This is a genomic window from Desulfocurvus vexinensis DSM 17965 (assembly GCF_000519125.1).
Classification (GTDB): Bacteria; Desulfobacterota; Desulfovibrionia; order Desulfovibrionales; family Desulfovibrionaceae; genus Desulfocurvus; species Desulfocurvus vexinensis.
Genome location: NZ_JAEX01000007.1, coordinates 66,878 through 92,281 on the forward strand (window position 1 = coordinate 66,878; position 25,404 = coordinate 92,281).

The window sequence follows — 25,404 nt, forward strand, 5'->3', positions numbered from 1 at the left end:
GAGGGCCCGGGGGCATAAGCCCCCGGGCCCTCGCGGCGTTGCAGGGCCGCAGCCGCGGGCCGGGCTGCGGGCGGGCGGGCCGGTCTCAGCCCCTGCGGTTCCGGGGCAGGCGCGCCGTGCGGCGCAAAAGTTCCAGATGCCGGGGCAGCAGGGTTTTCAGGTCGTAGCGCTCCAGGGCCGTCTGGCGCGCGGCGGCGCCAAGGCGCGCGGCCAGGGCCCGGTCGTCCAGCAGGGTGCAGATGGCCTCGGCGAACTGCGCGGGCCGGAAGAAGTCGCACAGCAGCGCGCTCTGCCCGTGGGCCACGACCTCGCGCACGGGCTCGGTGTCCGAGGCCGCCAGGGCGCAGCCGCAGGCCATGGCCTCGATGAACGACCACGACAGCACGAAGGGCCGCGTGAGGTAGACATGCACGCTGGAGGCCCGCAGCAGGTCGCGGTAGCGGCCGTAGGGCAGCGAGCCCACGAAGTGCAGGCGCTCGCGGTCCAGGTCCAGCACCTCCAGCATGTGCTCCTTCCAGGTCTTGCCGTCCTCGCGGGGCGCGCCGTAGCACACGCGCTCGGACCCCGCCACCACCACATGGGCCCGGGGCCGCCGGGCCAGCACCAGGGCCGCCGCCTCCATGAACTGCGGGAAGCCCCGGTAGGGCTCCATGCCCCGGCCCGCGAAGGTCACGATCTCGTCCACGCCCGTCAGGTCCGCCCCGGGCAGGTCCAGCCCGGGCGGGGCCCCGGGGGCGGGGCTGAAGAACTCCGTGTCCACCCCGTCGTGCAGCACCTCGATCTTGGGCCGGAAGGCCTGGGGGAACTGCGACCACTGCCAGCGCGTGGGCGACAGGCCCTGGTCGCAGGCCCACAGGTCGTTGAAGATCACGGCGTTGCGCGTGCGCATGAGCTTGGGCGGCTCGTAGCGGGCGTCCGCCCCGGGGCGCTCTTCGAAGCGCGCGTCGGCCCCCAGGGGGTCGTAGAACCATTCGAAGTAGCACATCAGTGGCACGTCGGGCCACACGTCCTTCAGGTAGAGCGTGCTGCCCCAGCCGGAGTTGCCGTAGATCACGTCGGGCCTGAAGCCGCGCGACTTGAGGCCGTGGGCCGCGCGGTGCAGGGCCTCGCCCTGGAGCACGGCCTCCTGCACCGGGCCGACCAGCCGGTGGGGCGTCAGCCCGTCGGCGGCCTGCGGCACGTAGCGCAGCTTGCTGACCCCGGGGATGCGCCAGTCGTTGCGCGGGGTGCTGGCGGCGAAGACGACCACGTTGTCCGGGCGCGAGCCCAGGGCGGCGGCCACATGGCGCAGCTGCCCGGGGAAATTGGGGTGGGTCAGCAGTACCTTCATCTAGCGCTCCTGCAGGGCCTCGCCCAGGGAGCCGAGGAAGGGGTCGAGCAGGTATTCGAGCACCGTGCGCCGCCCGGTGTGGATGGCCGCCACCACGAGCATGCCCGGGATGAGCCGGTATTCGAAATCCCCATGGCGGAAGGAATCGCCCTGGGTCTCGATGCGCACGGAGTAGTAGGTGCCGCCGTCGGGGGTCACGAAGGTGTCGGGGCTGACGTGGACCACCGTGCCTTCCAGGCGCCCGAAGCGCGAGGCGTCGTGGGAGGCCAGGCGGACCATGGCCCGCTGCCCGGGCTGCACGTAGCCGATGTCCGAGATGGGCAGGTGGGCCTCCACCACCAGACGGTCCGACGAGGGCACCACGTCCACCAGCGTCTCCCCGGCCTGGACCACGCCGCCCACGGTGACGAAATAGAGCTTCTTGACCACGCCGTCCACGGGCGAGCGGACCACCGTGCGCTGGAGGCTGTCCTCGAACTTGCGCATGCGCTGGGTGAATTCGTCCAGCTCCTGGCGCTTTTTGAGCAGTTCCTCGCGGGCCGTCTCGCGGAAGCCCGTCTCGACGTTCTTGAGCTTCGCCTGGGCCTCGGCCAGGGCCGACTGCACGCGCGGCAGCACGGCGCGGTCCTGCTCGAGGGCCGACACGAGCTGCGACTCCTCGCGCTTGAAGGCCAGGTGCTTGTACAGGGTGGTCAGCTGCTCCTTGAGCAGCTCGTCGCTCAGCTTGATCTGCTCGCGCACCAGGCGCAGGCCTTCCTGGTTGTTGCGCAGCCGGGCCTCGACCTCGATGATGTCCTGGCGGCGCTGGATGACGTTCTCCTTGAGCCCGGCCAGCTCGCTTTGCAGGCGCGACGCGCTGGTGTTGAACAGCTCGAGGTTGCGGGCCACCAGATCGGGGTGGTCGCGGGCCAGCTCCGCAGGGAACTCCGGGGCGTCCAGCCCGCGCGCCAGGGCGTCCAGCCGGGCCACCTCGGCCACCAGGGCGGTGATGCGCACGCCAAGCTCCTCCACGCTGGAGCCGGAGAAGGTCTCCTCCAGCTCCACCAGGGCCTGCCCGGCGGCGACCTGATCGCCCTCGCGCACGTTGATGGCCCGGATGATGCCGCCCTCCAGGTGCTGGACGCTCTTGACCTTGGTGCTGGGGATGACCTCGCCTGCGGCGGTGCTCACGATGTCCAGCCTGCCCACGGCGGCCCACAGCAGGAACAGGGCCATGAAGGCCACGGTAAGCCACAGCAGCGCCCGCGCGGTGCGCGTGGCCTCGGGGCCCGCAGGGGCAGCGGGGGCAGGCGGGGCGACAGGATCGGGGGCGTCCAGGGGAGGCCGGGGCATGCCCGCGCGCTCAGCCATGATAGTCCTCCCCGCCCGGAGCCGCCGGCGCCGGGGCGCCGGCCCGGATCGCGGGCACGGGCTTGGTGTTCAGGTCCACGAAGACGCTGGCCTGGGCAAAGGGGGCGGGGTCGTGGGTCAGCACGACCACGGTGGCGCCCTCGGTCCGCATGGCCTCCAGAGCCGAGAGTACCGCCGCGGCGCCGCTCTCGTCCAGCCCCTCCAGGGGTTCGTCGAAGATCGCCAGCCGCCCGCCGGTGGCCAGGGCCCGGGCCAGGGCGATGCGCCTGCGCACGCCCAAGGGCAGCGTGCGCCCGGCCTCGTCCAGGGGCGCGTCGGCCCCGCCGGGCAGGCCGCGCAGGCAGCGCTCCAGGTCCGCCCGGCGGGCCAGGGCGTCGAAATCCGGCGCAGGCCGGGCCTCGCCGTCGGCGGCCTCGTCGCCCCCGGCGCCGGACAGCACGTTCTCGCGCACCGTGCCACGCAGGAAGTCGGGCTCCTGGGGCAGGTAGGCCAGCTGCCCGCGCCACCAGCGCGGCACCAACTGGCGCAGGGTGATGCCGTCGGCCAGGATCTCGCCGCGCAGGGGCTCCAGCAGCCCGGCCAGCAGCCGGGCCAGGGTGGTCTTGCCCGTGCCGTTGTCGCCGTGGACCACCGTCAGGCTGCCCGGGCCCAGCCGCAGGGACAGCGACTCGAACAGCGGCCCGGTGCTGCCGGGGTGGGCAAAGGCCAGGTCGCGCAGTTCCAGGCGGCCCGAAAAACGCTTGAGGGCCGTGCCCCGGTCCGGCTCCAGGGGCAGGCGCAGGAAGTCCCTGATCTCGGCCATGGCCTGGGTGGCGTGGCCCAGCCTGTCGCCCGCCGCCAGCAGCTGGGCCGTCTGGCGCAGGGCGTGCGACACCAGAAGGTTGGCCACGATGAGCTGGGCGAACCCCAGGCGCCCGTGGACGCACTCGTAGGCGCCCACGGCGAAGACCAGCACCCGGGCCAGGGTGCCCAGGATGGCCTGGGCCGTGGCGCCCCGGGCGCGCAGGGCCGCCAGGGCCCGGCGCTGGCCGAGCAGCGTGGCGCTGGCCGCGCTCCACAGTTCGCCCAGGTAGGCTGCGCCGCGCAGCATGCGCACGGTCTCCGCCCCGTCCACGGCCTGGGCCGCCAGGGCCCGGCAGCGCGCCTCGGAGCCGTCGGCCTCGCGCGCCAGGGCCCGCACCGCGCCCTGGCCGAGCAGACCGGCGGCCAGGGCCGCAGCGGTCAGCCCCAGCCCCAGCAGCCCCAGCGGCAGACTGAAGGCGAAGACCACAAAAATGAACAGCAGCGCAAAGGGCGCGTCGAGCACGGCGCAGACCGTGGCCGGGGCGAAGGCGTCCTGCACGGTGTGGACCATGCCCGCCAGCTCGCGGCGCCGGGCCTCGGGCACCCGGGCCAGGGCCATGCCCCGGGCCCGGCCCAGGGTCTCGAACACCGCCCGGCCCAGGGCGCGGTCCGGCTCCGCGCAGAGCTGCGCGGCCAGGGGCGTGCGCAGTTGCTGGAAGCCCACGTGGAGCAGCAGGGCGATGCCCATGCCCAGCGACAGGGTGTACAGCGTGCCGTCGAAGCCCGACTCCACGTACTGCCCGAGGATGAGCATGACGAACAGCGGCGAGGCGAAGGCCAGCAGGTTGACCAGGACCGTGGCCGCCACCAGCCGCGCCGTGGCGAAGGGGTCGGCCCGCAGCCTGCGCAGCAGCTCCCTCATGGCGTGCCCTCCCCGCCGGGCGCGGCGGGCCGCGCGGCCCGGGCCACGGCGCCGGAGGCGCCCAGGTCCAGCACCAGGGTGGCGCCCTTGACGATGTCCGGGTCGGCGCTGACCACGACCAGGGTCCGGCCCTGGCGGACCATGGCGTTCATGGCCTCGTACACGGCCTGGGCGCCCCGGGCGTCCATGCCCGCCGTGGGCTCATCCAGCAGGACCAGCCTGCCGGGCGCCGCCAGGGCCCTGGCCAGGGCCAGGCGCTTGCGGATGCCCACGGGCAGCGTGCGCCCGGCGGCGACGACCGGGGTTTCCACGCCCCGCTCGCTGGTGTCCAGGAAATGCTCCAGGCGCGCCCGGCGCACCACCTCGCGCAGGGCGGCGGGGTCCAGGCCCGGGCAGGCCAGCTCGATGTTCTGGCGCACCGTGCCGGGCAGGAAGAACGGCTCCTGGGGCAGCCAGGCGATCTGGGCCCGCCACCAGCCGGGGTCGAGCCCGGCCAGGGGCCGCCCGTCGGCCAGCACCTCGCCCGTCGTGGGGCGCAGCAGCCCGGCCAGCAGGCGCAGGAGCGTGGTCTTGCCCGCGCCGTTGGGCCCGCGCACCACCAGCACCCCGCCCGGGGGCAGGGCCAGGTCCAGCCCCGAAAACAGGGCGGGCCCGCCAAAGGAGAACGCCACCCCGCGCAGCTCCAGGCCGCCCGCGAAGGCCTCGGGGCGCTGTCCGTCGCCCGCCTCGCGCGGCAGCGCGCCCAAAGCCTCCAGGCGCTCCATGGCCTGGGCGGCCTGGGCCACGAGCTGGGCCACATGCACCCCGCCCGCCGCCCGGGACAGGGCGTAGGAGCCCATGATCGCCGCGCCGATGAGTCCGGCCACGCTCAGGCTGCCATCCACCACCAGCTTGGCGCCCACGGCGTACAGCGCCACGCGCACCAGCACCCCCACGCCCATGCCTGCGGCCTGGGAGACGCCGCGCGCCTGCTGCCCGGCGCGCACCAGCCCGGCAAGCCGCTCCTGGGCCGCCGTGAAGGCCGCGCGGCACAGCTCCAGCCCCCGGAAGGCGCGCACGGTGTCCGCGCAGGCGAAGGCCTGGGCCAGCGTCGCGCGGGACTCGCCCCGGGCGGCGCCCAGGGCCCGGCCCTGCCCGGCCAGGCCGCGCAGCCCGGCCCGGCCCGCCAGCGCCGTGGCGGCGATGCCCAGCAGCACGATGCCCGCCAGCAGCGGGCTCAAAAAGACCATGCAGCCCGCGAACAGCAGCGCGAAGGGCGTATCCAGCAGGGCGCACACGGCCTGGGCGTCGCACGAGGCCTGGACCTCGCCCAGGTCCGTGGCCGCCAGGGCGGCCTCCTCGCGGGGCACGCCGTGCAGGGCGCTCATCTCGGCCCCGGCCAGGGCCGCCAGCACCCCCGTCGCCAGGGCCTGGTCGCGCTCCTGGCCCAGCCCCTGGGCCAGCACCCGGCGCACCGAGGCCAGCAGCCACTGCAAGCCCACGGCCACCAGCACCCCGAGGGTCAGCAGCGCGAGGGTGCCGTCGAAGCCGTGGGCGATGTAGCGCCGCAGCAGGATCATGGTGTAGATCGTGTCGGCCAGGGCCAGCAGGTTCAGACAGGCCGTGGCCACGCAGAGTTCCGCGACCGGGCCGGGGTGCGCGCGCAGGCGCCGCGTCAGCTCATGCGCGGCGGGCCGCCCCCGGAGGAAGAAGACCGGCAGGCCCGCCAGGGGCCTGCCGGTCGAGATGGAGAAAGGCTTCACGCGAGGGAACGCCTCCGGCGGACCGCTAGAGGAACAGCTCCAGTTCCAGCCGGCCCATGACGTAGAGCAGGTTGAAGGCCTCGATCATCTGGTCGTACTCGGCGCCCACGAGCTGGATCTGGGCGGTGTAGAAATCGGTTTCCGCGGCCAGCACATCGAGCAGCGAGCGGTTGCCCAGGGTGCGCTCCTTGCGGGCCAGCTCCAGGAAGCCCTCGAGGATGGACGCCTGGCTGCGGAACCACTCGGCCCGGGCCCGGGCGGTGAGCAGGTTCTGCCAGGCGGTGCGGATGCGCTCCTCGATGGTGCGCTCCATGTCCTTGAGGGAGTTCCGCCCGGCCTCGCGGTCGTGGAAGGCGGCCTTGACGGCCTCCATGTCTCCCCCGCCGTTGAGCAGGTTGTAGGTGTATTCCACGCCCACGCGCTGTTCGAGCTGCACCGTGTCGCGGTTGCCCGCGTCGTTCTCCTTGCGCCAGTATTCCCAGAAGGCGTTGAAGGAGGGGTAGAACTGGGCGTTGGCGGCCTCCAGGGCGGCCTCGGCCACCTGCACGGACTTCTGGACGATGAGCAGCTCCGGGTTGCCCTGCAGGGCCGCGGCCACGGCGTCGTCCAGGGAGGCCGGAATCTTGTCGTAGGGCACCAGCGGGGCGTCGAAGCCCAGCACGTCGGCGTCGGAGACCTCGAAGCCGTAGACAGCCAGGAAGCGACTCTTGGCGTTGGCCAACTGCCCTTCCACGGCCACCTGGGTGCCCAGGGCGCCGGAGAGCTTGTACTTGGCCTGGAGCACGTCGGAGGACAGGCCCGCGCCCTTCTCCACCAGCACTTCCTCGATACCCGACTGCTTCTTGAAGCTCTCCACCGACTGCATGGCGAAGGCCAGGGTGCGGGTGTACTTGAGCAGGTTCACGTAGGCGGTGACGCCTTCGAGGATCAGGGCCTGGCGGGTGAGCACCTTCTGCTGCTCGGCCTGCTCGGCGGTGGCGCCCATCTGGCCGATGATGCTGTCGGTCCTGCCGAAGTCGTAGAGCAGCTGGGTGCCGCGCAGCTTCTGGATGTTGCGGTAGTTGTTCTGGGCGGCCTGCTTGTTGGTGTCGAAGTTTTCCTTGCTGAAGTCGCCGGTGAGGTCGAGCTTGGGATACCAGCCCGACTCGGCCTGACGGTGGCGGAAGGCGGCGGCGTCCTGCGCCTCCACGGCGGCCTGGGCCCGCTCGTGGGTGGTCAGCATTTCAGGCAAAAGATCCGGCAGGCCGGTGGCCTGCGCGCGGGCCGAAAACACCGAAAGCACCAGCGCCGCGCATGCGGCGTACAAGATAATGTGTTTCAAGGCTACCCCCGGCATGATAGCAGCGTTGCAGCGGACGCGGCTCCGCCTTATTAACTTAAAGAATTGTTATTGTTCCCGCAGGAAAAAGTCAACTCCTTCTCATGAAAAGGCCGCCCGCGCCAATGCAACGGCGCGGGCTTGCCCCCGAAACGCCTTGCGCGCGAAGGGCTTTTGCCGGGCCATGCAGCGGGAATATTTTCACAGGCCGAGAGCTCGGGCCCCGAACAGGGCCGCGCCCCACAGCCCGCTGTCCTGCCTGGCGTTCAGGCGCACGGGCACGGCGGCCAGCAACTCCGCGTGGGTGTCGCTGGCCAGGAACTCGGCGGCGAAGGCCGGATCGGTCGCCAGGGCGGGGTTGTGCGCCGCCACCCCGCCGCAGACCACCAGCCCGCCCCGGGCCGCCGTCTGGAGCACATGGTTGCGGCAGGCCCGGCCCAGGAAGCGCGCCGCCCAGCGCAAGGTACGCGGGTGCCCGGCCAGCCCGGCCCCCACCCGGGCCGGGGCGAGGTCCTCGCCGCTCAAAAAGGCATGCACGGCGGCCAGCCCCGACCCGGAAACGACCATGTCGCCGACGACCTGGGTCCGCCCCGTGCGCGCCAGCAGGAAGCGCTGGAAGGCGAACTCCTCCTGGCCCTGGAAGGGGAACAGCGCGTGCCCGCCCTCGGAGGCCAGGACCACATGCCCGCCCCTGCCGTCGGGCAACAGGGCTGCCTGGCCCATGCCCGTGCCCGGGCCGAGCACGGCCAGGGGCCCCTGCGCGCCCAGGGCGCCGTCCAGCACGGGCAGGGCGTCGGCCATGACGCCCGTCAGGCAGGCCCAGGCCTGGGCCTCGAAATCGTTGAGCAGCACCACGCGCCCCAGGCCCAGGGCCCCGGGGTCGGACACGTCGATGCCCCAGGACAGGTTGGGCGGATCGCAGGCCACGCCGCCGCGCACCGGGCCGGGCACGGCCAGGGCCACCACGTCGGCCCGCCCGGGGTCCACGGGCGCCCCGGCCCCGCGCAGGGCCTCCAGCAACCCCGCGAAGGACCCGGCCCCGGCGGAGTCCAGCCAGACGGCAGGGCCCATGGCCAGCCCGCCCGGGCCATGCTCGAAGGCGGCGAAACGCGCGTTGGTGGCGCCGATATCGGCGGCAAGGATGGTCGTCATGGCGGGGGAATAACACAAAAAACACGGCCCGGGGAGCCCCCCGGGAGGCAGGTTCTCCGGGCGGACTGGCGCGCCCCTCGCGCCGTGCGACGCACCCGGGGCGGAGAGGTTCTCCGGGCGCGCGGACTATTCGGCGGAGCGCCCGGGCATGCCCGGGGCGAAGGGCAGCAGGGCCGGGGCCATCCAGGCCTCGTGCTCGCCGGGGTTGGGCTCGAGCACCACCAGCACCCCGCGGTCGAAGCCCGTGAGCAGGTCGCGCTCCGGGGCCGTGGGCGGCACGGCGCGGCCCTTGGCGTCCACCACCACGGCGGCGCGCAGCTCCAGGTCGCCCGCGCCCACGGCCTTGGCCACCGCCGCCTCCAGGGCCGAGACCCCGATGCCCTCGCGCTGGCCCTCCACCGAGGCGCCCGTGTAGACCGCGCCCGAGCGCGTGGAGACCGCCGCCGCCCGGGGGGCGCCCGTGCGCGGGGCGTGGGCCACGGGCAGTTCGGCCACGGCCTTGGTCACCAGGGCCTGCATGTCCTGCGTGCTCAGTTCGGGCACGAACCATTTGCGGTAGATGCGGTCGTACTCGCCGTTGGCCATGATCTGCTTCAGGCCCCGGTCCACCATGTCGCGCAGGGCCGTTTCGCCCTTGTAGAGGGCGAAGTACAACGGCTCCTTGTGCAGCGTCCGGCCCACGACAACGATATTCTTCATGTCCCGGCGGGCGATGATGTCCCAGGCGAGCTTGTCGGCGCCCAGGTAGGCCTGGGCGTCGCCGGTCTGCACTGCGGCCAGGGCCTTCTCGTCGTCCTCGTACAGGCGCACCTTGACCCCGCCGAACTCCTGGAGCAGCAGCTGCGTCACCGAGTCGCGGCGAGTGGCGATGGTCTGCCCGCGCAACTGGTCCACACTGCGGATCAGCGAGGCGCGGTTGACGAAGAACTTGAGCCCCAGCTCCACCGTGGGCACGGAGGGGTAGATGAAGAGCTTGTCGCGCAGTTCCGAGCGCGTGACGCCCGGGGCGATGTGCACCACGCCGCTGGCCAGCTCGGCCTGGCCCTGCTCCCAGCTGCGCATGGGCTTGAACTCGATGCCCAGCCCCGTGCCCGCCAGGGCCGCCTCCAGGACCTCGACCTCGAAGCCCGTGGGCTGCTGGTTGCGCACGAAGGAAAAGGGGATGAAGGCCCGGTCGAAGGCGCAGATCTTCTTCTCGGCGCCGCGCGCGCCGGGCAGCGGCAGCAGCGCGGCCACCAGGGCCAGGGCCACAAGGACGGACGGGATGCGTTTCATGATCGGCTCCTGCGGCGGCGGGGCGGCGGAGGCAGCCCGCGCCCGTTCTCCTCGTCTTGTCGGCGCAATGGCCACAATCTTTAGCGGGGCGCCGCGAAACGGCACCATGCTGCGGCGCCGTGAGCGCGGCGCCCCCCGGGCGGGGCCAGGGCACCGGCGGCCCGCCATCCCCGCCCGGCCTGAAAAAAGATTCGCGGCGCCCAGGGCGCGCGGCGCCAGGATACCACGGGCCCGGGCGCGGCGGAAGCACCCTGGCGCCTTGACAGCCGCCGCGCGGGTGGCCACTGTTCTGGCCGGAGGACCGCCGTGACCGACGACTTTGCCAACAATCCCTTCAAGGCCCTGCGCGGCGCCGGGCTGAAGCTCAAGGACGCCGACGCCAAGGGCAAGGACGCCCCCGGGGCCAAGGCGCGCCCGGCCAAGGCCGCCCCGGCGCCCAAGGCGTCCGGCGCTCCCGCCGCGCCCGGGCCTGCGGACGCCTTGCAGGCCGAGGACGACATCTTCCTGCGCGCCATGGGCGCCATGGGCCGCAAGGCCCGCGCGCCGCAGCCCCAGCCGCACCAGCGGGACCTGGACGAGCGCCCCTTCGGCGACCTGCTCAAGGAGCACGAGCGCCACAAGGCCGCGCGCGACGCCAGGGACGCCGCCCCGGCGGACCCCGGGCCCGCGACGCAGCCCCTGCGCCGCCGCGAGACGCAGCCCCCCGCCGCCCCTGCCGCGCTCCCCGAGCCCCCCGACCCCGAGGACGCGGCCCTGTTCCTGGGCGCCATGGGCGACGTGGCCCGGCTGGACGGCACCGGCGGGCGCGATGTGCCCAAGGCCGTCGAGCCGCCCGCCCCCCCGGCGCCCGCCCACCCCGAGGCCCTGGCCCGCGAGCAGCTGCGCCGCCTGGTGCGCGGGGAAATCGACTTCCAGCTGGAGTTCACCGAGGAGTACCAGCACGGCCACGTCACAGGGCTGGACCCCAAGATATTCAACAAGCTGCGCGCCGGGGCCTTCTCGGTGGAAGCCCACCACGACCTGCACGGCCTGAACACCGAGCAGGCCCTCTACTCCACGGTGGACTTCATCCGCCGCAGCTATCTGCTGGGGCGGCGCACGCTCGTGCTGGTCACGGGGCGGGGGCGCAACTCGCCCGACGGACGCGGCATCCTGCGCGACGAGGTCCAGCTCTGGCTGACCCGCGAGCCCCTGCGCCGCGTGGTGCTGGCCTTCGTCACGGCCCAGCCGCGCGACGGCGGCCCGGGCGCGCTCTACGTCCTCTTGCGCAAGCACAAGAAATCACTGGGCAAGGTCCAATGGGACCGCCTGCCTGCCGACTGGGACGCCTAGCAGACCGCCCCGACGGGCACGCGGCCACATTGCTCAAAAAACCCAAGCCCTCGCGTGTGTCCCGACACGCGAGGGCTTGCATTGTTCCGGAGCACCAGCCTGCCGTCCTGCACGGCCCCGGAAGGAACGTTTTCGACAGCCGGCGAGACAGGCGGCGGGCCTCAGCCCCGGCCCTCGCCTCGTCCGGACACCAGGGCCTGGACGCGGATGGCGTAACGGTCCATGCGCGCCAGCAGCGTGGGCCGCGAGACGCCCAGCAGCCGCGCGGCCTGGGTGCGGTTGCCGCCCGTCAGGCGCAGGGCCTCCTCGATGGTCCGCGCGGCGAAATGGTCCACCACCTCGTCGAGCACGTGCTCGCCGCCGCGCGTGAGCCGGGCGCGCACGAAGCGGCCCACGGCCTCGTCGAAATCGTCCCCCGGCGGGGCGTCCCCGGGCCGGTCGCCGTGGATGGCGCCCAGGACCTCGTCGGCCCCCAGGGGCGCCCCGCGCGAGAAGATCAGCGCCTTGTGCACGGCGTTGGCCAGCTCGCGCACGTTGCCCGGCCAGGAGTGCCCGGCCAGGGCCCGGCGGGCGGCGTCGGTGAACCCCGGCGCGGGTACTTCCATCTCGCGGGCCTGGCGGGCCAGGAAATGGTCGGCCAGCAGGTCCACGTCGCCCTCGCGCTCGCGCAGCGGCGGCAGCCACAGGGTGACCACCCGCAGCCGGTAGTAGAGGTCCTCGCGGAAGCGCCCCTCGGCCACGGCGGCCTCCAGGTCGCGGTTGGTGGCGGCGATGATGCGCACGTCCACCGGGCGCGGCCCGGAGCCGCCCAGGCGCTCCACGCTGCGCTCCTCCAGCAGGCGCAACAGCTTGCCCTGGATGGGCAGGGGCATGTCGCCGATCTCGTCCAGGAACACCGTGCCGCCGTCGGCCTGCTCGATCTTGCCCACGCGCCGGGCCGTGGCGCCCGTGAAGGCGCCCTTCTCGTAGCCGAACAGCTCGCTCTCCAGCAGCGTTTCGGGGATGGCCACGCAGTTGATGACCACGAAGGGGCCGTCCTTGCGCGGGCTGTGCTGATAGACCAGCCGGGCCACCAGCTCCTTGCCGGTGCCCGACTCGCCGCGCACCAGTACCGTGGCCTCGGTGCCCGCCACGCGGCCGATGGCCTTGTACAGGCCCTGCATGGCCGCGCTGCGGCCCACCAGGGCGTCGCCGCCCTCGTCGCCGGGCCCGGCGTCCACGGCCACGGCCCGGCGCTGGAAGCGTCCGGCCTCCAGGGCCTGGGCGATGAGGTGCAGGATGTCGGGGATGTCGAAGGGCTTGAGCACGTAGTCGAAGGCGCCCAGGCGGGTGGCCTCGATGGCCGTGTCCGTGGTGCCGTAGGCGGTCATGATGATGGCCGTGAGCCGGGGCTCCAGGGCGCGCATGGCCCGGAAGCCCTCCAGCCCGTTCATGCCCGGCAGGCGCACGTCCATGATGACCAGATCGGGCACGGCCTCGCCCACGGCGCGCACCCCGGCCTCGGCGGAGTTGGCCGTGCGCACGTCGTGGCCCTCCTGGGCCAGCAGGCGGCGGAAGCTCTCGCGCAGCTGGGCGTCGTCGTCCACGATCAGGATCTGTGCCATTTGGCGTCCTCCCTGCCGGGCAGGGTGATGGAGAACTGCGCCCCGCCGCCCTCGCCGGGTTTGACCGTGATCCATCCGCCGTGCTCCTCGACGATGCGCCGGGCGATGGCCAGGCCCAGGCCGGTACCCTCCTCCTTGGAGCTGAAAAAGGGCTGGAAGACCTTGTCGCGCAGGGCGGCGGGGATGCCCGGGCCCGTGTCGGCCACGCGCACCACCACCACGCTGCCCATGGGGTCCACGTAGCCCGGCTCCACGGAGATGGCGATGCGCCCGCCCCCGGGCATGGCCTCGCAGGCGTTGACCAGCAGGTTCACCAGCACCTCCTTGATCTGCTCGGGGTCGGCGATGACCGGGCGCAGGTCCGCCGGGGCCTTGAGATCCACCTCCACGCCGTAGGACTCCAGGCGGTGGCGCATGAGGGTCAGGGCGCTGTGCACGATCTCCACGGGGCTGACCTGCTGCTTGCGCAGCTTGGCCGGGCGGGAGAAGTCCAGGAAATTCCTGGCGATGGCGTCGATATGCCCGATCTCCTCGGTGATGACCTCGAAGTCCTCGCGCTGCTCCTCGCTCAGGCGCAGGCTGCGGCCCAGGGAGAACAGGCGGATCTTCACCGAGGTCAGCGGGTTGCGGATGCTGTGGGCCACGCTGGCGGCCAGCTTGCCGGTCAGCGCCCACCGCTCGCTCTGCACCAGGTGTTCGCGGCTTTCCTCCAGCTTGTGCCGCGTGGTGCCCACGTCCTGGATCAGGGCCCGCACGCGCCGGCCCAGGGCGGTGATCTCGTTGCCCTGGCCGCGCGCCGTGAGGTCCATGGCCTCGGCCAGGTTGTGGATGGGCCGCAGCACGTGGCACACCAGCACGTAGGCCAGCACGCCCGCCAGGGTCAGGGCCACGGGCATGAAGCCCAGGGCCGCACCCCGGACCACGGCCATGCGCTGGCGGCTGGCGTGGGCCGCCTCGCGCATCCGGCCCTCGTGCAGCGCGCGGTGCTCCCGGCACAGCAGGTGGACCTGGGCGTACTGGCCGCGCACCTCGCGGTGCAGCGCGGTGCCCTCCTCGCGCCGCCCGGCACGGTAGAGGTCCAGCACCTGGTCGCGGGCCTGGACGTAGTGCAGGTAGCGCGACTCGATCTCGCCCACCAGCGTCTGGGCCTCGGCGTCGGGGGCCAGGGTCCGGGCCCGGGCCAGCAGGGCCTCGAACCCGGCGCGGCTGCGTTCCAGCTGGGCGAGCCACTCGGGGTCGGCGTCCAGGAAATAGTAGGTGACCAGGCCGCGCTGCTCCAGCAGGGCCTCGGCCAGCAGCCCGGCGGTCTCGTAGGCCACGAAGTCGCGGTCCAGCACGTCCGACAGCAGCGAGTCGGCCTTGTGGGCGTACCACAGGACCATGGCCCCACCGGCCAGGGCCACGGCCATGATGGCCGCCAGCAGCGAAAAGATATGCACACGCAGGGACAAGCGGGCCATGGGACGCGGCACCTCCGGCCCCAGGCGTCGGGCCCGGGGCTGGGCCATCAAACCCGCAACAGGCGGCCATTGCAAGGGGAATCTCGCCGCGCCGGGGCCGGGCGGCGCAGCAAGGCGGGGCCGGGGCGCCCGGACCCTGGCGGGCCCGGGGGCCAAACCGGCGGCGGGGCATGGGCGGGCCACCAGCGGCCCCCGAGGCGCAGGAAACACGAAGCCCTCCCCGCCATGCCTGCGCGGGAAGGGCCGTTTCATTCAGGAAGTGCACAATGATTTCAGAAGGTGGCGGAAGCGTATAGGAGTCGAACCTACCTGCGGGGGTAAGCCCGCACACTGGTTTTGAAGACCAGGCGCCACACCGGTGACGAAACGCTTCCACGCCGGGAAACGCCTGTCTAGCAGGTGCGGCGGGCTTGGGCAAGGGGCGGCGGCCTGCGCACGGTCCGGCACCGGGCGCGGCGATGCAGCGCGCGGCGGCCCTCCCCGCGCGCGCCAGCCTCACCCTGCCTTCCCCGCGCCGCGCCAGCCCCAACCACCCCGCGCCCATCCGCCGCCCGCCCGCGCCGCACCCGCCCCCACCCTTTGCGTGGACAGGGCAAGGCCGCTGTGGTAGTTGAAATTCTGGGCCGCCACGGCTGGCGCGAAGCCGCCGCAAAATGCGCAGCCCGCCATTGCCTGCCCCCGCCCGGGGACTTATAGTCACCCGACCGGGGCCCCGCGCCCCCTCCCGACGAGCGCACAACGAGGAGCAGACGCCTTGAATAACGTCACCCGGAATCTTTTCCTCTGGTTGGCCATCTCGCTGGTGATGGTCTTCCTGTTCAACATGTTCAACCAGCCGCCGCGTGCCCAGCTCACCATGAGCTACACCGAGTTCCTGCAGAACGTGGAGAACAGCCAGATCACCGAGGTCACCATCCAGGGCCGCGACATCCTGGGCCAGACCGTCTCGGGCGAGCGCTTCAGCACCTACGCCCCCGACGATCCCGCCCTGGTGGGCAAGCTCGTGGACAAGGGCATCCAGGTCAAGGCCAAGCCCGTAGAGGATTCGCCCTGGCTCACGGTGTTCGTCTCCTGGTTCCCCATGTTGCTGCTCATCGGCGTGTGGATCTTCTTCATGCGCCAGATGCAGTCCGGCGGGGGCAAGGCCATGAGCTTCGGGCGCTCGCGGGCCAAGATGATCACCCAGGACCAGTCCAAGGTCACCTTCGACGACGTGGCCGGGGTGGACGAGGCCAAGGAGGAGCTGACCGAGGTGGTGGACTTCTTGTCCAACCCGCGCAAGTTCACCCGCCTGGGCGGGCGCATCCCCAAGGGCGTGCTGCTCGTCGGCCCTCCCGGCACGGGCAAGACCCTGCTGGCGCGCGCCGTGGCGGGCGAGGCCGGGGTGCCCTTCTTCTCCATCTCCGGCTCGGACTTCGTGGAAATGTTCGTGGGCGTGGGCGCCTCGCGCGTGCGTGACCTGTTCATCCAGGGCAAGAAGAACGCGCCCTGCCTGATCTTCATCGACGAAATCGACGCCGTGGGCCGCCAGCGCGGCGCAGGCCTGGGCGGCGGCCACGACGAGCGCGAACAGACCCTGAACCAGCTGCTGGTGGAAATGGACGGCTTCGAGTCCAACGAGGGCGTCATCCTCATCGCCGCCACCAACCGCCCCGACGTGCTCGACCCGGCGCTGTTGCGCCCGGGCCGCTTCGACCGCCAGGTGGTGGTGCCCACCCCCGACGTGCGCGGGCGCAAGCGCATCCTGGACGTGCACACCAAGCGCACGCCCCTGGGCGCCGACGTGGACACCGACGTCATCGCCCGCGGCACCCCCGGCTTCTCCGGGGCGGACCTGGAAAACCTCGTCAACGAGGCCGCGCTGCAAGCCGCCAAGCTCGGGCGCGACCAGGTGCTCATGGCCGACTTCGAGACCGCCAAGGACAAGGTGCTCATGGGCAAGGAGCGGCGCAGCGTGATCCTCTCCGAGGAGGAGAAGCGCACCACGGCCTACCACGAGGCGGGCCACGCCCTCATCGGCAAGCTGCTGCCCCACGCCGACCCGGTACACAAGGTCTCCATCATCCCGCGCGGCATGGCCCTGGGCGTGACCATGCACCTGCCCGTGGACGACCGCCACAACTACAGCCGCGAATACCTCGAAGGCCAGCTCTCGGGCCTTCTGGCCGGGCGCGCCGCCGAGGAGCTGATCTTCGGCCAGCGCACCACCGGCGCCAGCAACGACATCGAGCGCGCCACGGGCATCGCCCGCAAGATGGTCACCCAGTGGGGCATGAGCGACGCCATCGGGCCCCTGGCCCTGGCCGAGAAGGACGACTCGGTGTTCCTGGGCCGCGAAATGATCCGCCACAAGGTCCACAGCGAGGACACGGCCCGGCTCATCGACTCCGAGATCCGCCGCCTGGTGGACGAGGCCAACGAGCGGGCCCTGACCCTGATCCGCGACAACCTGGACTCGCTGCACGCCATCGCCAAGGCCCTGCTGGAGCGCGAGACCATCTCGGGCGCCGACATCGACCTGATCATGCAGGGCCAAGCCCTGCCCAAGCTCGCTGGCCCCGGCGCCCAGGACGGCCCGGCCCTGGGCCAGCCCGGCCCCGACGGGTCGGGCGGCGGATCGGGCGGATCGGGCGCGGCCCCGGCGGCGCCCGGCGGCGCGGCCCCGGCGGCCCCGGCGGCCCCCGCCGCACCGGGGGGCGGGGCTTCGGCCTCGGCTCCGGACGCGGACGCGGGCCAGGAGCGCATGGCCGGCGAATACGCCTCGCCCATGGCGGGCGCCACGCCCCCGCCGCCCCAGGACAGGCCCAAGAGCCTGTTCCGCAAGGTCATGGACGGCGAGCTGGACGTGGCCGCCGCCCAGCAGGACGGAGGCGAGTTCCGCCTGGAGCCCGACGACGCCCCCGCGCCCCGCGCCGGGGAGAAGGACAAGAGCGGAAACTAGGCCATGCAGGAGCGCATCTTCTGGAACGTGATCGGGGGACGGGTCCTTGGCCCGGCCCCCTTTTTCGTGGTCGGCATCGTCAACGTCACGCCGGATTCGTTCTTCGACGGCGGGGCCCATGACGACCCGACCTCGGCGGCTGCCCACGGCAGGCGCCTGCTGGACGAGGGCGCCGCAGTGCTCGACGTGGGCGGCGAATCCACCCGCCCGGGGGCCCAGGCCGTGCCCGCCAGCCAGGAGCTGGCCCGGGTGCTGCCCGTGGTGCGCGAGCTGGCCGCACACATCGCCCGGACCCAGGACCTCGCCGCCGGGCCCGCCGCCGTGGTCTCGGTGGACACCTTCAAGGCCGAGGTGGCCGCCGCCTGCCTGGAGGCCGGGGCCGCCGTGGTCAACGACATCTCGGCCTGCCGCTTCGACCCCGCCCTGCTGGACGTGCTCGGGCAGTACAAGCCCGGCTACGTGCTCATGCACAGCCTGGGCCGCCCGGACGCCATGCAGCAGGACCCGCGCTACGCCAACGTGGTCCACGACATCATCGCCTTCTTCGAGGAACGCCTGCGCGCCCTGACCGCCGCAGGCCTGCCCGAAGACAACATCGTCATCGACCCCGGCATCGGCTTCGGCAAGACCCTGGAGCACAACCTGGAGATCCTGCGCAATATCGAGGCCTTCGGCGTGCTGGGCCTGCCGCTGTACGTGGGGCTGTCCAACAAGTCCATGTTCCAGCACCTGCTCGGCCTGCCCCTGGGGGAGCGCGCCTGGCCCACCCAGGCCGCCGTGGCCGTGCTGGCCTCGCGCGGGGTGCGCATCCACCGCGTCCACGACGTGGCCCGCACGGTGCAGACCCTCACCGTGGCCGAGGCGCTGCGAAACCGCCAGGGGCCAGCGCCCCGGCCCGGAGGGCTCCTCCCGTGATCGACCTCGGCTGGCTGCGCATCTCCTGGCGCGAGATCGTGGACATCGCGCTGGTGGCCTTCATCTTCTACCGGCTGATCCTGCTCATCCGGGGCACCCGGGCGCTGTCGGTGCTCTGGGGGCTGTTGCTGGTGGCCGTGGTCTACTACCTCTCCGAGGTCTTCGGCCTGCTGACCCTCAACTGGCTTTTGGCCAACTTCCTGGGCTCCATCTTCCTGGTGGTCATCATCCTGTTCCAGGGCGACATCCGCAACGCCCTGTCGCAGGTGGGGGCGGGGCGGCTGTGGCGCAAGCGGCCCAGCGTGGCCGACGAGGTCTTCGACCAGCTCGTCACCGCCATGCTCGACATGGCCCGGCGGCACATCGGCGCCCTGGTGGTCATCGAGAAGAACGTACCCCTGGGCGACCTCACCGAGCGCGGGGTGACCCTGGACGCCCGCCTGTCGCGCGACCTGCTGCTGACCATCTTCCAGACCGACACGCCCCTGCACGACGGGGCCGTGCTGCTGCGCGCCGGGCGGGTGCTGGCGGCGGGCTGCATCCTGCCCCTGGCCTCGGGCGTGCGCCAGAAATCGACCTTCGGCACGCGCCACCGCGCGGCCATTGGCATCACCGAGGAAACCGACGCCGTGGCCGTGGTCGTCTCCGAGGAGCGCGGCGAGGTGTCCATAGCCATCGGCGGGCGGCTCACCGCCGCCCTGGACGAGGTGCGCCTGCGCCGCGTCCTCAAACGGGCCTGGGAGAAGTAGGCCATGCTGCGCAACTGGCAATACCGGCTGATGGCCCTGGCCCTGGCCCTGGCCTGCTGGTACATCGTCACGGGCCGCGAGAAGGTCCAGACCGTGGTGGAGATGCCCGTGGAGGTCGTGGGCGCCCGGCCCGACATGCTCGTGCTGGGCGGCATGGCCGACAAGATCGCCGTGCGCGTGCGCGGGCCCCGGGCCCTGGTGCGCCGCCTCGAAGAACGGCGCCCGGCCTATTCCCTGGACCTGTCCGGCCTGGAGCCCGGCGAGACGACGATTCCCTTCGAGGCCGAGAACGTCCCGCTGTCCATGGCCCTGGAAGTGGTGGCCATCGACCCCCCGGGCGTGACCCTGACGGCGGACCGGCTCATGGAACGCGAGCTGCCCGTGCGTCCGGTCTGGACCGGCGCCCCCGGCAAGGACTACGAGCTGGTGGCGGCCACCGCGCTGCCCGCGGAGGTGCGCGTGCGCGGGCCCATGGCCGCGGTGTCCAAGCTCGAGGAGCTGGCCACCCGCGAGGTGGCCGTGAACGCCACCGGCCAGGGCGAGCACGTGGTGCGCGCCGAGCTGGACCTGCCCCGGGGCCTGTCCGCCGAGCCCTCGGCGGTGCGCGTGGCGGTGGAATTCGCCGTCAAGCGCAAGAGCATCTGGCTCAAGCTGCCCGTGCGGGTGCTGCCCGAAACCCTGGAAGGCGTGGACGCGTCACCGTCCACCGTGCAGGTGCGCGCCCTGGTGCCGCTGCCGCTGGCGCGCGCGCAGGACCTCGCCGAGCAGTGCATGGCCTACGTTTTGCCGCCCTCGGGCCTGGAGCCAGGCACGCACCAGATGCCCGTGCGCATCAAGCTGCCCGACGGCTGCACCCTGGAAAAGGTGGCCCCCGAAACACTGGAAGTCAGGGTCAAAAAGAAGTAGCATCGCGCCTCGCTTTTCACGATCTTCCCGCCAATGGCGCGGCATATTTGCGTATCGAGAGGAACAATGGTCAAACGCTTCTTCGGCACCGACGGGTTGCGCGGCAGGGTCAACGAGTTCCCCATGCTGCCCGAGACGGTCCTGCGCCTGGGCCTGGCCGCCGGGCAGTATTTCCGCAACGGCAAGAAACGCCACAAGGTGCTCATCGGCAAGGACACGCGCATCTCCGGCTACATCTTCGAGACGGCCCTGACCTCGGGGCTGTGCGCCGCGGGCATGGACGTGATGCTCGTGGGCCCCATGCCCACCCCGGCCATCTCGTTTCTCACGCGCAGCATGCGCTGCGACCTGGGCGTGGTCATCTCCGCCTCGCACAACCCCTACTACGACAACGGCATCAAGTTCTTCGACAGCCAGGGCTACAAGCTGCCCGACGCCGTGGAGGACGAGATCGCCGACCTGGTGCTGGACCCCTGCGCCGACTGGGACTACCCGCCCCAGGACCGCGTGGGCAAGACCGCCCGCGTGGTGGACAGCATGGGCCGCTACGTGGTGACCCTCAAGCACACCTTCCCGGCGGACCGGACCCTGGACGGCGTGAAGATCGTGCTCGACTGCGCCCACGGCGCCACCTACCGCGTGGCGCCCATGGTCCTGGGCGAGCTGGGGGCCGAGGTGGTGGCCATGGGCGTCTCGCCCGACGGCACCAACATCAACGAGGGCTGCGGCTCGCTGCACCCCGACAAGGTCGCCGCGCGCGTGGTGGCCGAGGGCGCGGACATCGGCCTGGCCCTGGACGGCGACGGCGACCGGCTCATCGTGGTGGACGAGAAGGGCACCGTGCTCGACGGCGACCAGATCATGGCCCTGTGCGCCCTGGACAAGATGGAGCGCGGGGCCCTGTGCGGCAACCTGCTCGTGGCCACGGTGATGAGCAACATGGCCCTGGAGGTCTTCATGCGCGAGCACGGCGGCAGGCTGCTGCGCACGCCCGTGGGCGACCGCTACGTGGCCGAGGCCATGCGCCGCGAGGGCGCGGTGCTGGGCGGCGAGCAGTCCGGGCACCTGATCTTCTCCAACTACTCCACCACCGGCGACGGCATCCTGGCCGCGCTGCAACTGCTGCGCATCATGATCGCGCGCCAGCGGCCCCTGTCGGAACTGGCGGGCCTGCTCACGCCCTACCCCCAGGTGCTGGTCAACGTGCCCGTGGCGGGCAAGCGCGCCTTCGAGGAGCTGCCCGAGCTCATGGACGCCGTAGCCCAGGCCGAGGCCGAGCTGGCCGGGCGCGGGCGCGTGCTGCTGCGCTACTCCGGCACCGAGGCCAAGGCCCGGGTCATGGTCGAGGGCCAGGACACCGTCCAGGTGCGCGCCCTGGCCGACGCCCTGGCCGAAGTGGTCCGCCGGGTCTTGAATTAACGGGCACTTGCGGTATCCTGGCCCCCAAGGCACCACGCACGCAGAACCAAGGAGACCGACCATGAACATCCGCAAAGTCGTGATTCCCGTCGCGGGCTGGGGCACGCGCTCCCTGCCGGCCACCAAGAACGTCCCCAAGGAGCTGCTGCCCATCTACAAGAAGCCCGTGGTGCAGTACGTGGTCGAAGAGGCCATCAACACCGGCCTGACCGAGGTGGTCTTCATCAACAACCAGACCAAGACCATCATCGAGGACCACTTCGACCACAACTGGGTGCTCGAAGAGCTGCTGGAGCGCAAGGGCAAGACCGAGCTGCTGGAGGAGATCCGCGCCGTGGCCGAGATGGCCAGCATCATCTCCGTGCGCCAGAAGAAGCAGCTCGGCCTGGGCCACGCCGTGCTCTGCGCCCAGGGCGTCATCAACGACGACCCCTTCGCGGTCATGGTCGGCGATGACCTGATGTTCGGCATGGAGCCGGGCATCAAGCAGCTGGTGGACGTGGCCAAGGCCGAGGGTCTTTCGGTGGTCGGCGTGGTCGAGGTGCCGCTCAACAAGGTGGACCGCTACGGCATCATCCAGGGCGAGGAGTACGCCCCGGGCATCTTCCGCGTGCGCCAGATGGTCGAGAAGCCCGCCGTGGCCGACGCGCCCTCGCGCATGGCCGTGGTCGGCCGCTACGTGCTCATGCCCGAGGTCTTCGACCACCTGCGCGGCCTGAAGCCCGGGGTGGGCGGCGAAATCCAGCTCACCGACGCCCTGGAGATCATGGCCAAGGAAGGGCGCCTGCTGGCCGTGCGCATGCGCGGGCGGCGCTTCGACGCGGGCGACTGGGCCGAATACCTGACGGCCAACATCTATTTCGCCTTGCAGGACGAGGAATTGCGCGACGATCTGGTGCGCAACCTCCAGGAACTGCTGTCCTGCAAGTAGGCGGCCCCGGCCCGGCCCCCCGGGCCCGGCGCATCCAGGCCCCCGGCGCGGACGCCCCGCCCCCGGGGGCCTTGCCGTGCCGGGCCCGCCCGGCGCATGGCGCGCCCCGCCCCGGGCCTTGACGCGCCCCGGCCCCGGGGCGAGGATGCCCCAGGCGTCTCCCCAGCAACACGGCCCAGGCGACACGCCCCGGAAACCATGACCCGACCGACGACCCCGACCCCCGGCGAGCCCGCGCGCGGCTACTGGCAGGTGGCCCTGCTGGGCGCGCCCTTTGCCGTCTACACCTACGCGGAGCCGCCGCACCTGCCGCCGGACACCTGGGCGGCGGGGCTGCGCGTGCTGGTGCCCGTGGGCGCGTCCACGCGCCTGGGCGCCCTGGTGCGCCGCCAGGACACCCCGCCCGCCGACGTGCCCGAGGGCGTGCGCCTGCGCGACCTGCTCTGGCCCGTGGAGGCCGAACCGCTGCTGGGGCCGGACTACATGGCCCTGGCCGCCAACCTCGCCGCGCGGCAGATGGAGCCCGTGGGCCGCGTGCTGGACAACCTGCTGCCCCACGGGCTGCGCGCCCTGCGCGTGAGCTTCCGGGTCTTCGACCCGCGCTTTCCCGCGCGCCTGGGGGCCGGGGCCCTGGCGGCCCTGGCCGCCCGCGAGCCCGAAGCCCTGGCGGCCCTGGCCGCACTGTGGGCCCAGGGCCGGATGCGCGTATGCGCCGAGCGGCGCCATGAAAAGGAGCAGGAATACTGCACCGTGGCCCAGGACCCGCCCTGGCCCGTGCGCCCGGCGGCCAAGCGGCAGATGGACATCCTCGAATACCTCTGGGAGGCCGGGCCCGTGCCCCGGCCCCGGCTGGGCGAGGCCCTGGGCCCAGGCGCGGCCCAGGCCCTGAACCGCCTGGTGGCCATGGGCCTGGTGCGCATCGGCCCGGCCCCGGAATTCCACGAGCCCGAGGCCTGCGCCCTGGAGCCGGACGAGGCCCCGGGCGGCGGCGCGCCCGAGCTGACCCCCGAGCAGCACAGCGCCCTGGACGAGCTGACCCTGGCCCTGGGCCAGCCCGGCGGGCAGACCCGGCTGGTCTACGGCGTCACGGGCAGCGGCAAGACCCTGCTCTACCTGCGCCTGGCCGAGCGCGCGCTGGAGGCCGGGCGGGCGGTGCTGCTGCTGGCCCCGGAGGTGGCCCTGGCCTGCGCCCTGCACCGCGCGGCCACGGCGCATTTCCCGGGGCGCACGGTGCTGCTGCACCACGGCTACCAGAGCCCGGCGCGCCGCGAGCGGACCTTCACCGAGGTGGCGGCGGCGCGCGGGCCGCTGGTGGTGGTGGGCACGCGCTCGGCCCTGTTCCTGCCCCTGCGCGACCCCGGGCTGGTGGTGCTCGACGAGGAGCACGACGCGTCCTTCAAGCAGGAGGAGCGCCTGCCCTATCAGGCCAAGGAGGTGGCGCACTTCCTGGCCTCGCGCGCCGGGGGGCTGCTGGTGCTCGGCTCGGCCACGCCCGACGTGAAGACCTTCCACGCCGCGGCCCAGGGCGCCGTGGGCAAGGTGGTGCTGGGAACGCGCGTGGGCGGGCGCGCCCTGCCGCCCGTGGACCTGGTGGACCTGCGGACCCGCCCGCCCGCCGAGGGGCCCTTCGCGGCGGTGACGGCCCGGGCCCTGCGCGACGCCGTGGCCGACGGCGACCAGGCCGTGATCCTGCTCAACCGCCGGGGCTACGCGCCGGTGATGTACTGCCTGGACTGCGGCAAGACCGCGCGCTGCGCCCAGTGCGACGTGGGCCTGACCTACCACAAGGCCCGCGAACGGCTGGTCTGCCACTACTGCGGCGGCGCCGAGCCCTTCCCCAAGGTCTGCGCCTGCGGCAGCTCCAACTGGCTGCCCATGGGCGAGGGCACCGAGAACCTGGCCGAGGCCCTGGAACATCTGGTGCCCGGCGCGGGCGTGCTGCGGCTGGACCGCGACAGCACCCGCCGCCCCGGGCGCATGGAGGAAATCCTGGCCGACTTCGCGGCGGGCCGGGCCCAGGTGCTGGTGGGCACGCAGATGCTCTCCAAGGGCCACCACTTCCCGGGGGTCACGCTGGTGGCCGTGGTGGAAGGCGACCTGGGGCTCAACGTGCCCGACTACCGCGCCGCCGAGCGCATGTTCCAGCTCATGGTCCAGGTGGCCGGGCGCGCCGGGCGCGGCGACAAGCCGGGCCGCGTGCTCATCCAGACCCGCAGCCCCGAGCACTACTGCTGGAGCCATGTGCGCGCCAGCGACTACGAGGGCTTCTTCGCCCAGGAGCTGGAGCTGCGCCGCAAGTACGGCTACCCGCCCTTCACCAAGCTGGCGCTCTTGCGCATGAACTTCCCGGCGGACTACGCCCCCGGCCATGCGGCGGTGATGGAGCTGGCGCGGACCCTGCCGGGCCTGGGCCTGCGCAGCGGCGTGCGCGTGCTCGGCCCCGCGCCCTCGCCCCTGGGCCTGTTGCGGGGCCGCAAGCGCTACCAGTGCCTGCTCAAGGCCCAGGACTGGCCCGCCGTGCGCACCTTGTACGCCGAAACCCGCCGCCACCTCGCCACCCACCCCAAGATCCGCACCAGCCTGGACCTGGACCCGGTGAGCATGCTGTAGGACAATGCACGGGACAGGCCAGGCCCGCCCCCGCGCAGGGGGGGGCCTTCCCACACCATCGCGGACGCCCGGCAGGTACGGCGCCACCGCAAGCCAGGAGCGAACCCCATGGACGGCATCCACAGCCACAGGGAACTGGACATCTACTTCCAGGGCATGGACCACACCGACACGAAGCATGTGGACAGCGACAGGAGCCTGCGGGAATTCCTGGCCGGAATGCTCGGCTATGCCCCGCCCTGGCTGAGGGTCCTCTACCGGGTCCGGCGGCTGCTGGCTACGGCCCTCGGCCTGGAGCGCCACGGCGGAGCGGGCCCGGCGTTGGCGCCCCGGGAACTGCCTTTCACGCCCGGAGGGCATGTGTCGTTCTTCGTTGTCCGCGCCGCGCGGGAGGACGCCTACTGGGTGGCCCAGGCCCCCAGGGACAGACACCTGGAGGCCTGGGTCGGCGTGGTTGCCGAAGCCCTGGGCCCCGGGCGCAACCGGTTCCATGTCTTCACCTCGGTCCGCCACCTGCATTGGACCGGCCCCGTGTACTTCACCCTGATCCGCCCGTTCCACCACCTCGTGGTCGCGGCCATGATGCGCGCCGGGGCCAAAGGATAGCAAGGCAGCACAGCATCGCCCTTGAGCATTGACGGATTCTCGCCATTCGGGCTATCGTC

Annotated in this window: 18 protein-coding genes and 1 tRNA gene; 9 read left to right on the forward strand and 10 right to left on the reverse strand. The window is 72.5% G+C overall.

What is annotated here, in order from left to right; all coding sequences use genetic code 11:
- Nucleotides 1–85: 85 nt before the first annotated feature.
- The 7 genes from G495_RS18270 to G495_RS0108165 form a co-directional block, all read right to left on the reverse strand.
- On the reverse strand, nucleotides 86–1,330 hold the full coding sequence (locus G495_RS18270) for a glycosyltransferase (protein ID WP_035251404.1): 1,245 nt from the start codon (nucleotides 1,328–1,330) through the stop codon (nucleotides 86–88).
- Nucleotides 1,331–2,680: an HlyD family type I secretion periplasmic adaptor subunit gene (locus G495_RS18275; protein WP_156939641.1), complete on the reverse strand. Its 1,350-nt coding sequence runs from the start codon at nucleotides 2,678–2,680 to the stop codon at nucleotides 1,331–1,333.
- A complete protein-coding gene (locus G495_RS0108145; RefSeq protein ID WP_028587409.1) occupies nucleotides 2,673–4,385 on the reverse strand; it encodes an ATP-binding cassette domain-containing protein in 1,713 nt (570 codons plus the stop codon). The genes G495_RS18275 and G495_RS0108145 overlap by 8 nt, the downstream gene beginning before the upstream one ends.
- Nucleotides 4,382–6,127 (reverse strand): ATP-binding cassette domain-containing protein, encoded by a 1,746-nt coding sequence (locus G495_RS18280; protein WP_051445191.1) that lies wholly within the window; start codon nucleotides 6,125–6,127, stop codon nucleotides 4,382–4,384. The genes G495_RS0108145 and G495_RS18280 overlap by 4 nt, the downstream gene beginning before the upstream one ends.
- A gap of 25 nt (nucleotides 6,128–6,152) precedes the next feature.
- On the reverse strand, nucleotides 6,153–7,448 hold the full coding sequence (locus G495_RS0108155; RefSeq protein WP_028587410.1) for a TolC family protein: 1,296 nt from the start codon (nucleotides 7,446–7,448) through the stop codon (nucleotides 6,153–6,155).
- Nucleotides 7,449–7,646: 198 nt separating this feature from the next.
- The gene (locus G495_RS0108160) at nucleotides 7,647–8,597 is read right to left on the reverse strand and encodes a glucokinase (RefSeq protein ID WP_028587411.1); all 951 of its coding nucleotides are present in this window, start codon (nucleotides 8,595–8,597) and stop codon (nucleotides 7,647–7,649) included.
- Between the two features lie 126 nt (nucleotides 8,598–8,723).
- Nucleotides 8,724–9,872: a transporter substrate-binding domain-containing protein gene (locus G495_RS0108165; protein ID WP_028587412.1), complete on the reverse strand. Its 1,149-nt coding sequence runs from the start codon at nucleotides 9,870–9,872 to the stop codon at nucleotides 8,724–8,726.
- Nucleotides 9,873–10,178: 306 nt separating this feature from the next.
- Between G495_RS0108165 and G495_RS21030 the strand changes: the two genes are divergently transcribed.
- A complete protein-coding gene (locus G495_RS21030; RefSeq protein WP_051445192.1) occupies nucleotides 10,179–11,204 on the forward strand; it encodes a Smr/MutS family protein in 1,026 nt (341 codons plus the stop codon).
- A gap of 161 nt (nucleotides 11,205–11,365) precedes the next feature.
- On the opposite strand, the gene G495_RS0108175 is transcribed toward G495_RS21030, so the two are convergent.
- The 3 genes from G495_RS0108175 to G495_RS0108185 all read right to left on the reverse strand — a co-directional run bounded on the left by G495_RS0108175 (nucleotide 11,366) and on the right by G495_RS0108185 (nucleotide 14,642).
- Entirely contained in the window at nucleotides 11,366–12,808 is a 1,443-nt protein-coding gene (locus G495_RS0108175) for a sigma-54-dependent transcriptional regulator (RefSeq protein WP_028587413.1), read from the reverse strand.
- A complete protein-coding gene (locus tag G495_RS0108180) occupies nucleotides 12,793–14,268 on the reverse strand; it encodes an ATP-binding protein (RefSeq protein ID WP_028587414.1) in 1,476 nt (491 codons plus the stop codon). The genes G495_RS0108175 and G495_RS0108180 overlap by 16 nt, the downstream gene beginning before the upstream one ends.
- A gap of 280 nt (nucleotides 14,269–14,548) precedes the next feature.
- Nucleotides 14,549–14,642, reverse strand: a tRNA-Sec gene (locus G495_RS0108185).
- A gap of 380 nt (nucleotides 14,643–15,022) precedes the next feature.
- Between G495_RS0108185 and ftsH the strand changes: the two genes are divergently transcribed.
- From ftsH to G495_RS0108225, 8 genes are all read left to right on the forward strand, one after another.
- Entirely contained in the window at nucleotides 15,023–17,209 is a 2,187-nt protein-coding gene (ftsH, locus tag G495_RS0108190) for an ATP-dependent zinc metalloprotease FtsH (protein WP_028587415.1), read from the forward strand.
- A gap of 3 nt (nucleotides 17,210–17,212) precedes the next feature.
- The gene (gene folP / locus G495_RS18290) at nucleotides 17,213–18,124 is read left to right on the forward strand and encodes a dihydropteroate synthase (RefSeq protein ID WP_051445193.1); all 912 of its coding nucleotides are present in this window, start codon (nucleotides 17,213–17,215) and stop codon (nucleotides 18,122–18,124) included.
- Nucleotides 18,121–18,873: a diadenylate cyclase CdaA gene (cdaA, locus tag G495_RS0108200; RefSeq protein WP_028587416.1), complete on the forward strand. Its 753-nt coding sequence runs from the start codon at nucleotides 18,121–18,123 to the stop codon at nucleotides 18,871–18,873. The genes folP and cdaA overlap by 4 nt, the downstream gene beginning before the upstream one ends.
- Before the next feature lie 3 nt (nucleotides 18,874–18,876).
- Nucleotides 18,877–19,779 (forward strand): CdaR family protein, encoded by a 903-nt coding sequence (locus G495_RS0108205; RefSeq protein ID WP_028587417.1) that lies wholly within the window; start codon nucleotides 18,877–18,879, stop codon nucleotides 19,777–19,779.
- A gap of 66 nt (nucleotides 19,780–19,845) precedes the next feature.
- Nucleotides 19,846–21,198, forward strand: coding sequence for a phosphoglucosamine mutase (gene glmM / locus G495_RS0108210; RefSeq protein WP_028587418.1), 1,353 nt, complete (start codon nucleotides 19,846–19,848; stop codon nucleotides 21,196–21,198).
- Nucleotides 21,199–21,259: 61 nt separating this feature from the next.
- Nucleotides 21,260–22,129, forward strand: coding sequence for a UTP--glucose-1-phosphate uridylyltransferase GalU (gene galU, locus G495_RS0108215; RefSeq protein WP_028587419.1), 870 nt, complete (start codon nucleotides 21,260–21,262; stop codon nucleotides 22,127–22,129).
- A gap of 198 nt (nucleotides 22,130–22,327) precedes the next feature.
- Nucleotides 22,328–24,739: a replication restart helicase PriA gene (gene priA, locus G495_RS0108220; protein WP_051445194.1), complete on the forward strand. Its 2,412-nt coding sequence runs from the start codon at nucleotides 22,328–22,330 to the stop codon at nucleotides 24,737–24,739.
- Nucleotides 24,740–24,847: 108 nt separating this feature from the next.
- On the forward strand, nucleotides 24,848–25,345 hold the full coding sequence (locus G495_RS0108225; RefSeq protein ID WP_028587421.1) for a DUF2867 domain-containing protein: 498 nt from the start codon (nucleotides 24,848–24,850) through the stop codon (nucleotides 25,343–25,345).
- Nucleotides 25,346–25,404 lie beyond the last annotated feature (59 nt).